We start from the raw sequence: 13,468 nt of genomic DNA on the forward strand, positions 1-13,468 counted from the left end.
CCTCAGTACCGTAACGATTGAAAATAACCAAACGCTTCACATCATAAGCACTCAAATCAAACGAATCGTTTGCACCATCGTTGTTCGGTGAAATACCTCGCTGGATGAGACAGCCGATGCTACTAACTGTAGCTGTTTCGAAATCCGAACAACCGCTTGAAGCCGTTATCGTTACAGTAAACTCCCCTGCCCCACCAACTATAATTGATTCTGGACTTTCAGGAGCTACTACTTGGAATGGCGCAGTACCTGTCCAAGTATATGTTACTGTGTCGGGGTCAAACGAATTATTAACTGGTACAGCAGTAATTCGATATTGATTATTTACACAGCCCGTTTCAAAGGCAATATTTAAATTTATTGAATCTTCGCCTACGCTAACAGTTTCGGTACTAGTACAACCTAAAATTTCAACCGTTAAACTGTAAGTTCCAATTTGGTTTGCGACTATTGTTAATCCTGTAGCTTGTGTTCCGTCAGGACGAGTCCATGTATATGAAGCATCAGGATTGTTAATGTCGAAATTTAATGCTGTAAAATCAATCGTAACTGATTGATTATTACATATCACATAGGAACTGCTTCCAAAAGCTACATCCCAAACTTGAGAAGATGGTGCAATCGTATAACTTACTGGTGAACTTAAACAACCTAAAATTGAGACTTCAACTTGATATGTACCTGGCTCTGTTGCTGGAAAAGTATTGGTATTTGTTGTAGTTGAAACTCCTGCCGGATTAGTGAAAATGTATGTAACTGGACTTCCGCTGGTGTTGTTGGAAACTGTCGCTGTTATGATACCATTCTCATCAGGACAAAGCTCAGTTGGACCCGTAACTTGTACATTCCAAACTACCGACGATGGTGCAATCACATAATTAACTGCTGCGCTGGCGCATCCAAATATTGAAACAGCAACTGAGTAGGTTCCTGGTTCTGATACAGTGTAGTTGTTATCTGCGGAGGTTGTTGTCACACCGGCTGGATTTGTGAAAGTGTAAATCACAGGACCACCACTAGTATTATTAGTTACCACTGCGCTAATAGAACCTACTTCATCAGGACAAAGTTCGGTTGTTCCTGAAATAGCTATCTCCCAAGTAGGCGTTGCTGCCCCAACTGTGAACGTTTGACTGCTTGTACAACCTTGATTATTTACAACAACTTCGTAGTTTCCTAACTGCGTTCCGTCGATAGTAATAGAAGGTGTGGTTGCTATAAGATTACCATTAAATGTCCAAGAAAACGATACCAAATTGGTGTCAAAAGATCCGTTTGTAGGAACCACTGTAATCGTTGTTTGTTCTTCTGGACACAAGTTTTTAACTCCTTCAAGTGTAAAATCTGGCGTTAAATCTTGTACAATCAAGTCAAAATCTACAACCTGATAACAGCCAGTACCTGTTTTACTTACTCGAACATAAATGGTTTGTTGATCATTACCTAAAAATGCTTCAGGATTAGTGATTTGGTTTGCCACAATATTTTGATCAGCATCCTCAAAAGTCGTAAAATATGCAAGAGAATGTGAACCCGGCGTAAAAGGTGCAAGAATTGTAGCAGCATTTTGAGTTAAATTGAACGTTGATGATCCTGTAGAATCACAATCAACCAAGTTCAAAGGGCTGCCTGCAATTGCGTCTTGAAAAAACTCAACAACAATTTGATCAGTTGCAACGCAAGTCGTATTGGTGTATGATGCACTAATTTGATAAGTTCCTGGTTGTGTAACAACAATGGAAGGTCCGTTTTGATTTGCAATAATTTCACCATTTCTCGTCCACTCAAAAGTGTAAATCGTTGGGTCGAGTCCTGAATCAATCGTTACGAAATCTCCTGGACAAATGGCATTTCCTGCCGATTCGAGGAAGTCGCTTCCTAACTCTACATTTCCGATATCGAAACTGCCTCCTTCAAGAAATACTGCGCTATCAAACGCCGAATCGCCACGGTCTGCAATTACTAATTTTATGTGATAAGTAACTCCAGGAGTAACATTGGCAAAAGCTGTCATAGGAACCGTAACACCGTTAAAATTAATAGGTGCTCCGATTGGATTTACTCCTAAATCTCCGTAAAAACTTTGGAAAAACTCAGGATTCACAGAATCACAACCTTGATTATACAATTCATTTCTAATGGTCACAACAGAAACTGGGGTTGTAGTGTTTGGAATAATCGCCAAATTCTCAGTTTCATTGGTAGCAGTGTTTGTAAGAAGGAATGCAAATGCATCAGAGAATGTGCATTGAAATGTTCCATATTCCTCACTCGCAAAAATAAAGCGGAAGCTAATTTGATCTTGAAGCGGCACAAAATCAAACTCGAGCTTAGTTGCATTTTGCGAATTCATCGCTTGACCCGTAGCTTCTAAAATGATGGCTTCTAAATCGTCGTCTCCTGGCCAACCAAAACCACCGTCACTCAAAATAACATCATTAGGACCTGGTGCCGATGCTGCGTTTCCTGTTGTTAGGATAATACCATCCTCGAAAGGAAACTCTGAAAGTCCCTTATTAAAGTAACCAATTCCATTTGGAAAACCTGTGTTAGGAGGAGTATTAAAATCTAATCCCGTTGACCAAGTTATATTTGTCACGTTAGCACAAGAAGTGTCTAGCAATATGTCTTCGATAAGTTGTTGCTTTGTATAAATATCCAGATCTGTTGTAATAGGAGGCAAAATTCTACCAATACACAAGTCAAACGTAATGTCTTGTGGTGTGCCTACAGAAGACCATACTCTAATCCAATAGGTATTTCCGTCGATGTAATTATCTTCAATACTTTCATTTGGATCGCTACAAAACAAAAGGGTCAATGCGTTACAATCAGTTCCCGAATACACCGCATGATTTAGATTATCAGAGGTACCTAAAATATTTGAAAGAGTAATTATTTGAGTTGTACTGTTGGCAACGAAACTAAACCAAACATCGTCATCCTCAGTCCCAGGACATGTAGAAGCGTTTGAAGAAGGTGTGGCTCCAGTTATAGCACTACTAACTACGATATCACATTCCAAGCCGTTATTTGGCGTAACTGGTGTTGCAACTGCGCATTCGTCGTTGGTTACCGGATCTGGAGTAGTAATACACACGGTAAAGTTTGCGAATTGTGCTGCATTACCTCCAACAGTCCAAACCCTAATCTTGTACACTTGGTTAGGAACTAAGTTAGTAGCAACACTCACCTCAGGGGCACTGCAGTACAATTGTGTTAACGCTGTACAATCTGAACCGGAGTACAATGCGTGATTGATGTCGTTTGATGGACCATTAATGTTACTAAATGTTATAATGTGAACCGGATTTGTAGCAGTAAAAGTAAACCAAACATCGTCGTCTGTATTTCCTTGGCATACTGGCTGAGTGTTGGGTAATGTTCTGGTAGCCCCAAGTGTTGAACCGTTTAAGCTTTGTGCGCAAATTCTAGTCGGATTTACTGGAACTGTGATGGCTCCTGCACAATCGTCGTTAAGTGGTTTTGTTGTGAAAGTTCGTGGGGCTAAAATTGTCCAGGTACTTACATCAGTACTTGAACAAATAGAACGAACATAAAACACGTAAGTGGTTGCAGGTTGTAAACCTTCAACGGTAAATGGGTTCGAATTTGTTAAATAGTAAGGGGCCACACCTGTTACTGGTGAACCATTTACAGGAGGAATCGCACCTTCTGCGGGAACAACATATACTTCCCATTGTGTAGCTCCTGGTGGCGGTAATGCATTCTCTGTCCAAGCTAGTTGTGCAGATGTTGAAGTTATAGTTGTAACATCTACTGCTAAAGGAGTAGGTTTAGGACAGGTTGGAGGCGTACAATCGCCCACTGAAGAGTAGATAACTGTTGATGGTGCTCCTTCTCCCGGAGCTTTTGTAAATAAAATATCGGTAAATGGGCTTTGAATTTGAACACCTATCTCTGCAGGTGCCGTTCCTTCTACACTCCAAAATAAATCAAAAGGTATATCATCACAAATCTGGACATTCACATTTGTTGGACCTGCTGAAGTTATAGTGCTTCCAATCGTTGCAACAATAATACCATTTTGACGCACTTGCATGCGCGCACCATTCCAACCATTGCCGCCCGCGTCGGTCAATACAAATCGGTAGGTACACTTATCTTCTGGTAAACAAGTTATCGTATTGAAAACTATAGGTCCGGCCCATGTACTTTTATCGTCTCCCGGACAAACTGTACGTACATAGTAATAATAAATCCTAGCTTGTTGTAAAGTCCCGTCTGCTACCGTAAATGGTGAGCCTGATGAAACTGGAATCAACAGTTGTCCGTTGTCTGTTGGAGGATTCACAGCTGGCAATTGCGCAGGAGGAGTTAACGAAAAGCTAGGTACAAGATAAATTTCCCACGCTGTATCTGTAGGAGTGCCGTTTGTCCAGTTGAAGGTTGCTGCCGTTAGTCCGATTCCTGTCACAGATAATGCAGTAGGCTTAGGACAAGTTGGGAGCGTTGTAAAGTTTACACCTGTACTCCAAGGCGAATCAGTTGGTGAACAATTTACACGAATATAAACAGTGTAAGGAGTATCGGGTGTTAAACCAGTCATGTTGAACGAGAGATTTGTCAGATCTGCAACCGTGATATCGTTAAAAGTTGGAATCGTACTTGCTGTTGGTGCAGGGTTTCCTTGTTGAACCACGTAGATATCCCAAGAAGTTGTAGCTGGAGCTAACCAAGTTACAAGTGCTGAGTTTGTAAGTATAGTTGCCGTGGGAACTGCTACCGAGGTAGGAGCTAAATCGCAACGAGGCGTCGTACAATTTACAATATCATTGTAAATAACAGATAGTGGGGTTCCTGAATTAGCTGGTTTTGTGAAAATAGTCTGACCAAAAGAATTAATTACATCAACTATACATTGGTTAGGAGCAGTTCCTGCTACAGACCAGAAAAGATCAAATCCAATGTTGTTACAAAGCGGAACCGTTACATCTACAGGGCCTCCATTTGTTATTGTACTTCCTAACGTAGCGATTACAATTCCGTTTTGGCGGACTTGCATTCTAGCCCCATTCCATCCATTATTACCTGAATCTCTTAATCGGAAAGTGTAGTTACATGTGCTTGTGGCGTCGCAAACTAAGGTATTGAATACAAACGGACCTGCCCAAGTGGTAAACAAATCCGACCCTGGAACACACTCCGCGCGCACCCAGTACTCGTAAATAGTCGCTGCTGTTAAATTCTCTACCAGATAAGGTAAAGCTGTGACTTCGGTGCCCGCGCCTGCTGGAACACCCGCTCCTGCAGGTTGAACAACGACTTCCCAAGAAGTAAAATTATTGGGATTATCCCAAGTAAGCGTGGCATTGGTAAGTCCAATTTCAGAGGCACCTAAAGTACCCGGAGGTGGTGTACACGATTGATTTTGGATGATTAAGTTATAACCAATTGAAGGGTTGGTATTGCTGGAACTAATTACGATGATATATGTAGTCCCAGCTGTTACATTTACTGTGAGGGTTCTCACAGTTGCTTGGGCATTTGCAACGCCTGCAATACAGTTAACTCCTACATTACCGCAACCCGCATAAACAAACAGACCCGAATTTGTTGCTGGAGTTCCGCTCGGAGTCATCGAAATATTGATAATGCCATCTGCGGTTGGAGTATAACTATAGAAAACCTCGTTGCCCGCCAAGTAATTTGTATTTGCTGGAGTAGCTCCACACGATGTTCCTTGTGCAGTATCGAATTCGTCGCCGAAATTAAGGGTGTTACCTGTTGATTGATACGGCAGAGTTAGAACCTGCAACGGATCCGAACAAACTGAACCCGTAGGTAAAGTGGTGAAAGGGAACGGTCCGGCCCAGTCACTTGTTACGGTTTCTGTTGTGCCGCAAATGGCACGAACATAGTATTTGTAATTTGTCCCCGCCTGCAAAACTATATTTGCTGGAGTAGTAGTATATGAAGTGGGGTTTGTATTAGGAGCTGTAACCGTGAAACCCGAACCCGTCGGATCTGAAGCTGCTGGTACAATTTCAATCTCAAAATTAGAAGCCAAGCCCGGATTATTCCACGTTAATTGAACTGTGGTTGATTGAACAGAAGCTACATCTAAACCATTTGGCGTAAGACAGCGCTCGGTTATACGAACGTTGTCAAGCAAAAATCGGTCTCCACCTCTTGCAGGCGTTGGCTGCGTAAAAACTCTCACGAAAGCTATGTACACTTGCTGACCAACCAAAGAAGCCGGTAAATCGACAACTTTCTCATCACAAACCGTGATATCACCGTTTAAATCTTGTAAATCGGATTCCGTAAAGGATTGAACAATAGTATAAGCTGATTGGTTGGTTTGATTGGGGTTGATCGACACGCGCACTTGAAAAAGTGTACCCTGATCGCCCGCCGCTAACTGCCGGACAAGAAACCGAAGCTGTCCGTTGGCAGGAACTAACCTCTGATTGGTAATCAACCAGTCTTCCTCGGTGTTATTAATTTGAATTTGTTCAAAATTAATAAACGCCGAATTAGATCCAGCGCAAGGGGTTAATGTAGATGGAAATGGCGTTGGTGTAGCCGTCCACTGGAAATTAGCCCCGATACCATTAGTACCGTTGATAACTGCCCAATCGGCTGGAATACCTGACTCAAAACCCTCTGTTTGCGCTGCCAGCTTTGAAAAAACTAGCAAAAAAAGCAGCAAAGTAATTTTTTTCATAAACGTTTTTTTTGGAAAAGAGTGAGCTTTTTGTTAACACAAGGTTAAAGTTCAAATTTAGCAATTATTGAGGCACCGTAACAATTCTTTAAATATTTAACAAAATCATTCTGCCGAGAAACAATTGTAACAGAATATCACTTTTTAACATTTTTATCTTGTCCTTCAAGGGTAACAAATTCCACTGTGATAATACGTATCTTTGTACTCGATTTTACATATGACCAACCCAAGAACAAAAGTTTACTTTGCCTCCGATCAGCATTTTGGCGCACCAACTCGGAGCTTGAGCCTAAATCGAGAGCGGCTTTTTGTCGATTGGCTCGACTCCATTAAACACGACGCGTCGCATCTTTTTCTTGTGGGCGACTTATTCGACTTTTGGTTTGACTATAAAACCGTGGTTCCTAAAGGTTTCATACGCGTTTTGGGAAAAATCGCAGAGTTGAAAGACGCAGGTATTGAAATCTTATTTTTTGTTGGAAATCACGATTTGTGGATGCGCGATTATTTCGAAACCGAATTGCAAATCCCAATTTATCGCGATTCAACCCCTTTCACCTTCGGAAACAAAGAATTCTTAATTGGCCATGGTGATGGAAAAGGACCTGGAGACAAGGGTTACAAACGAATGAAGAAAGTTTTCACGAATCCTTTTTTTAACTGGTGTTTCCGCTGGCTGCACCCCGACGTTGGTGTGCGAATTGCGCAATATTTGTCTGTGAAAAATAAATTGATCTCCGGAGTTGAAGACGCCACCTTTCACGGTCCGGATAACGAATGGCTCATTCAATACTGCAAAAGAAAACTGCAAGAAAAACATTACGATTACTTAATTTTTGGCCACCGTCATCTACCTATGACGTACGATTTAGGAAACCAGGCTACTTACGTAAATCTTGGCGATTGGATTCAGTTTTTTACTTACGCAGAATTCGACGGCACCGAACTAAAACTAAAAACCTATTCAAAATCATAAAGAATATCCATTAAAAATGAACAATACTGCTCAACATTTCGGAATTGAAAATGTACTTAAAAATCTAGGTCTATTAGCCGAAAATGAAGGAACTTCTACTGGAAGTCAGAACTTCAGCTCAGGCGAATTAATCCACTCCTACTCACCTGTAGATGGAAAACTCATTGGAAGCGTGCGTGCATCGACTGCCGCCGATTACGAAAAGGCGGTTTCGACTGCTGCGGAAGCTTTCAAGTCATTTCGTTTGATGCCAGCACCTCAACGCGGTGAGTTGGTACGCCAGTTTGGAGAGAAACTGAGAAAAAGGAAAGACGATTTAGGAAAATTGGTTTCTTACGAAATGGGGAAATCGTTGCAAGAAGGGCTAGGCGAAGTACAAGAGATGATCGATATCTGTGATTTTGCAGTTGGTTTGTCTCGACAACTTCACGGACTAACGATGCATTCGGAGCGTCCGGCGCACCGTATGTACGAACAATATCATCCGCTTGGAATTGTTGGAATAATTTCTGCATTTAACTTTCCGGTTGCGGTTTGGTCATGGAACACGGCACTAGCGTGGGTGTGTGGCGATGTTTGCGTGTGGAAACCGAGTGAAAAAACTCCCCTTTGCGGCGTTGCTTGCCAGAATATCATCGCTGAAGTTTTAGCTGAAAACAATATGCCTGAAGGAATATCTTGCTTAATATCCGGCGATTATACAATTGGCGAATTGTTATCAAAAGACAAACGCGTTCCTTTGGTTTCGGCTACCGGATCAACACGTATGGGGAAAATCGTTGCCGCAACTGTTGCCGAACGTTTGGGCCGATCGTTACTCGAATTAGGTGGAAACAACGCAATTATTGTGACGCCAAATGCCGACATTAAAATGACTGTGATTGGAGCCGTTTTCGGAGCCGTAGGAACAGCCGGACAACGTTGTACATCGACACGCCGACTAATTATCCATGAAAGCATTTACGAACAGGTTAAAGATGCTATTGTTGCTGCTTACGGACAGCTTCGCATTGGAAATCCGCTTGACCAAAACAACCATGTTGGACCACTTATCGACACCGACGCGGTAAAAACGTACCAGCACGCTTTAGAAGCTGTGGTAGCGCAAGGCGGAAAAATTATTGTTCCTGGTGGCGTTTTAACTGGAGTAGGTTATGAAAGTGGATGTTATGTTAAACCCGCTATTGCAGAAGCCGACAATAGTTTTGAAATCGTACAGCACGAAACTTTTGCGCCGATTTTGTACTTATTGAAATATTCGGGAAGTGTTGAAGATGCCATTGAAATTCAGAACGGAGTAGCTCAAGGATTGTCATCGGCAATTATGACCACTCATTTGCGCGAAGCCGAACAGTTTTTATCGGCTGCAGGTTCCGACTGTGGTATAGCTAATGTAAATATTGGAACTTCTGGAGCGGAAATTGGCGGAGCTTTCGGTGGAGAAAAGGAAACCGGTGGTGGAAGAGAAAGCGGTTCGGATGCGTGGAAAGTGTATATGCGAAGACAAACCAACACGATAAACTATTCGACAAGTTTGCCTTTAGCACAAGGAATTAAATTTGATTTGTAAGAATTCGAAACTTTCAGAAAAGCTGCGCATCAAACGCAGCTTTTTTTATACCTGAGTTCGATTTAAAAATTGCGGTCAGAAAACAGATAAATGGTTGAATACAAGGCGGATTTTATTGGGATACTATAGTATCGCAACAAAATCTAACGAAGTAGACAGCCTTTTATCTGGTTAGCATGAGAGTTGTTCCTTTCCCTTGCTATTGATTTCATAATTTTTTGATTTCAAGCGATCTGACAAAGATTTTTAATTGAACTCAGGTTTTATGCACTTTTTATTCGATAACGATTGCCGCGCGACCGGTTGCAGCGGCAGCCCACAGCGACAGCAATGGCCTTGCGCCAGGTGAGCGAGGACTACAGCGAAAAACGGGACGGCAAAATTATACGGGATTTCCAGCAAATGATTTTGCCGGCGCGCCCTAAGTTCTATTAAGCGATCGCTTATTATACTTAAAAATCAGGTACAGAGAATAGCATAAAACAAGTATGCCAAATAGTGCTTGAGTGCTTAAATGAAAGGGGAAACCAACCGGGATAGGCGGGCCAGCAGGAGGAGGCGGACCACCACCGGGAGGGGCAGCTACAGCAGCGCTGCTACAAAGTAGTGCGAATAACAAAAATCCGTAAAATCGTCGCGTACTTTTCATTGTGCACAAAAATAGAAAAATTAGCTTTGGTTGTATCTTTACAAATATTAAATCTCTGCTTTTTATTTACGAAAATAATAGACTTTTGGATTTATCCCAACTAAAAATGTGCCCTTAGTTGAACCGTTCCGGTATGAATTGCAGAAGAAAATTCACTTTTTCGACCTTGGTAATTTAACGTTAGATCTAAAAAGCCCGTTAGACTTTTTTGTACCGACAACCGCCAAGTTGTATTCTGACCTGGTTGCAAAGCTTCGAGCATTTGAAAAGCCGCGGCTGTATTTGCCTCACCAATAAAGCTATTCCCAATTAAGGTAAAATCGCCGTTTGCTGTTAACTTAGTTCCTGCATTCCAATTAAAAGCCAAAGTAAGCTTTCGCTGAACCAAAGAAGCCACCGCTCCCATGCTATTTTCCTTCTCACCGTAAGCCGTTGACAAGTCGAAATTTACGTTAGTCGAAAGCAAGTAAGAAACTTTAGGCTCGAACTCGTATCCCGTAATTTCAAAACTGCGATTCGCATAATTTTGAGCAGTGCTTTTTTGTTTATTCTGATCAACTTGAATGCTAAATAACCAAGTTTTTTGAACCAAATGCGCGTATAATAACTGCGTACCTCGCAATTTATTTTCTTGTAAACCACTGCTAATAAGCGCGATATTAGCGCTTGATGTTGCATTAAAAGTGACACTGTGGTTTTGCTTGCCGCGATTGTAGAACAAGCTGTTTCTGAAGGTACGTGTTTGCCCAAGCACATCAGAACCCGAACTACCAAAGGGGTTTAAATCGAAATCCGAACCCGATCGCCGGATTTTTCGCTCCGTGATAAATGAGGTTTGATTGCTTATTTTTTTAAGAAACTTCGAAAAGCCTCCCGAGCCTTTCCAAGCTGCAAAATTTAGGGTGATGTTTTGGCTGAGTCGGTTAACATGCGAAGGAACGAAAATCTGATTGGGAAGAAAAACCCGCAGGTAAATGGCCTGATCGGGAAACGGTGCAATTTCGAATTCTTCCAGTTCTTTAACACCATTATTGTTGTAATCGTTCCAAGTATATAGGCCTTGTCCGGGCTCGACTTCGATATAAGAGAATTCCTGTTGAGCTACAGTTCCCGAGCTATTTTCGTAGGTGGTTCCCAACACTAAAAGACGATTTAAAAACCTACCGTTATAGGCTATTCGGCTGTTTAAAGACGGAATGGCTACCTGCGTTTTATCTTCGAACCTAAGTTCTCGGAAACTCGCAAACAACATCAAATCCTGCTGTTCGGATTGAAAAACACGCGAACGCAATAAATACGTCAGCGATTGGTTGACTCGACTCACACGTTGATCTACCAACGAATCGTTTAAACGCAACAAAACGCCGCCTTCCACAAATACTTTTAGGCTGTCGCCCACTCCTACCCGACCGCCAAATTCGTTAAAGCGCTGACTCAAATTACTCAATTGGTTGGTAGCTTTCAACCGTTCGCTGTTGTCTTCTGCCGCATGCGTGGCATGAATCCAAACTTTTTTAGTTGGACGATACGAAATGCGACTCAAATTTCGGAGGAAACTCGAATTGGCAAAATTTGCTGTAGTTTTTAAATAGCTAAACTTCTGCGAAAACTGCCAGTTGTTAAGATTGGCTTGAGCGTCGAAGAGTTGGCGAAATCCCGAATACGAACTGCCGAACTGTAGTGTTTCAATTTTATACGTAGCGCTGCCTTTTTGGTTGAGATTGGTAGTAAAACCGGCCGACACCAATTTCTGATCGCCGAGCTGCGTACTTACGTTCCAATCGCGGTTAAACTCGATACTTACGGCTCGTTCCACCGTACGGAAACGCTCGCCGATGTATTGTGCGCCTGCAAAAACTTGCGTTTTAAACTTTCGTTTGAATAGCATTTGCGCCGCATCGATATGAAACGCTACACCGGTATTGTCGGCATCGTCTAAAGAACTGTAAAGATTTTTATCGTTCAAACTACCCGCAAATTCGGCCTGAACCGTAGTGTTTTCGCCGTTTCGATACCCGCCCGACACCTGAACTAATTGCAATTTTTGAGGCGCAATTAACTTCACCACCGGCTCGAAACTGCCTTGTTTTACTCCGCTAATTGGCGTAACATACACGTATATTTTTCCGGTTCCGGTAGTCGACTGCAATCGATAGTTCCCATTTCCTGAGCCAACATCGGTAAAACGAACACTAAACAGCGTGTCGTTTGGATTGGTAGAATACACGAAAATAGTAGCGTCATTCACAATTTCTTTTCGATATTGAATTTTGTTTTCATCGAAAGGTTCTTCGTTTTCAGAAGGCGCCACCATCAACCGATCGTCATCGCCCGCATCACGTAAAACAGCTGCTTGCTCGGGAGATAAATTTTGTTGTAAGGGTTGGTTCTTTACGTCGTTTTCCGAGTAAATTGCGCCGCTTACATTCCATTTTTCCGAGCTGTGGTTTGCACCGGCATAGGTTACCAACCTTGTGAAGTTTCGTTCGGCATACTGATATTCGACATTTATCCGCATTTCGGATGTTATCTGAAACAGCGACGTAAACGTAATTTCGCCAGCGTTATAATCAATAACGTATTGATTGTTTTCGCCGCGTTCTAATTGAATTCCATTCACAAAAACGCGTTCCGAACCGCTAACTACGAGTATAAATGGTTCGCCATTCGGACCTGTAAGTTTGTATGGCCCTTGATTGCCTTCGGTTCCGGTAAATGTACTTCTCGCGTAAGCGCCTCGAACCAAAGCCGCCGATGCAAACACGTCGGTGATAGCAGATTCATCGCCAAATCTAAATCCAGCGCGAACGCCTTGTACTTTTTTACTGAAATTTAAGAATCGCGACGAACGGTTTTCCAGAAATAAATCGCCCGCTCGAATGTTCCATTTACTGCCTGCGAGTTCAATAAATATTTGATCGAATTCGTCGAGTCGTTGGCTATAGCCATTATCTTGTAAAGGAATATTGCTGTCTTGGATGCTGGCGCGCAACGAAACTTTATCGGATAGCTTTCCCGAAATCTGCAAATCGAGATTAGAATTTACCACCGAATTCTGATTGTTTCCAACCGTAACGCCGCGTGTAATGCTTCCGTTTGTAGACAAACCTTCAAAGGGTGTTCGCGTATTGCGAAGTGGTTCGGACTTTGCAGTGGTCGCCACGTTTCCTAACACTTTTTCTGGCGCGTAACGCACATACGATTTCGTAAGAAAATCGGGATATTTACTGTACTTCACCAAAACTTGCGTGTTTTTCAGCGACGAATCGAGAATGTAAAGACGCGCGCGGGTAAAATCGACTCGAAAAGCTTGTTCCGGTAAGGGTCTATTATTTTCGTCGTAAATTTCAAAGTCGATTTTCCGAATGCTTGTACTATCGATTTGAAGACTATCCGACTCCACAAAAAAAGTGCTTTCTCGTCGCAGCGAATATTCATTTTGTGCCGAAGACATCCAGCAACAAAAGAGCAACACTACTACAAGCCATTCCTTCTTCATGAATAGTCGATTATCCGCTTGGATTTAGTTTTGAAAACGCCGAATTGAACGTGCATTTTCTACACCGATGAGCGAAACCA

Annotated in this window: 4 protein-coding genes; 2 read left to right on the forward strand and 2 right to left on the reverse strand. The window is 42.3% G+C overall.

The window, feature by feature from the left end:
• On the reverse strand, nt 1–6,691 hold a 6,691-nt coding region (locus tag Q0064_RS08245; protein ID WP_298147024.1), incomplete at its 3' end, for a choice-of-anchor L domain-containing protein.
• A gap of 220 nt (nt 6,692–6,911) precedes the next feature.
• Here Q0064_RS08245 and Q0064_RS08250 point away from each other — a divergent pair.
• Both Q0064_RS08250 and Q0064_RS08255 read left to right on the forward strand, forming a co-directional pair.
• The gene (locus Q0064_RS08250) at nt 6,912–7,670 is read left to right on the forward strand and encodes a UDP-2,3-diacylglucosamine diphosphatase (protein ID WP_298147028.1); all 759 of its coding nucleotides are present in this window, start codon (nt 6,912–6,914) and stop codon (nt 7,668–7,670) included.
• Nucleotides 7,671–7,686: 16 nt separating this feature from the next.
• Nucleotides 7,687–9,240 carry an aldehyde dehydrogenase family protein gene (locus tag Q0064_RS08255; RefSeq protein ID WP_298147030.1) on the forward strand — a complete coding sequence of 518 codons (1,554 nt, stop codon included), beginning with the start codon at nt 7,687–7,689 and terminating at the stop codon, nt 9,238–9,240.
• 749 nt (nt 9,241–9,989) lie between these two features.
• On the opposite strand, the gene Q0064_RS08260 is transcribed toward Q0064_RS08255, so the two are convergent.
• Nucleotides 9,990–13,388 carry a hypothetical protein gene (locus tag Q0064_RS08260; protein WP_298147033.1) on the reverse strand — a complete coding sequence of 1,133 codons (3,399 nt, stop codon included), beginning with the start codon at nt 13,386–13,388 and terminating at the stop codon, nt 9,990–9,992.
• Between the last annotated feature and the right edge of the window lie 80 nt (nt 13,389–13,468).

Origin of the sequence: Flavobacterium sp. (assembly GCF_027490375.1) — a bacterium.
GTDB lineage: Bacteria > Bacteroidota > Bacteroidia > Flavobacteriales > Flavobacteriaceae > Flavobacterium.

Excerpts from the sequence above, each read along its gene's own strand:
- Q0064_RS08255 (WP_298147030.1), top strand. The coding sequence starts at position 7,687 with ATGAACAATACTGCTCAACATTTCGGAATTGAAAATGTACTTAAAAAT.
- Q0064_RS08250 (WP_298147028.1), top strand. The coding sequence starts at position 6,912 with ATGACCAACCCAAGAACAAAAGTTTACTTTGCCTCCGATCAGCATTTT.
- Q0064_RS08260 (WP_298147033.1), bottom strand. The coding sequence starts at position 13,388 with ATGAAGAAGGAATGGCTTGTAGTAGTGTTGCTCTTTTGTTGCTGGATG.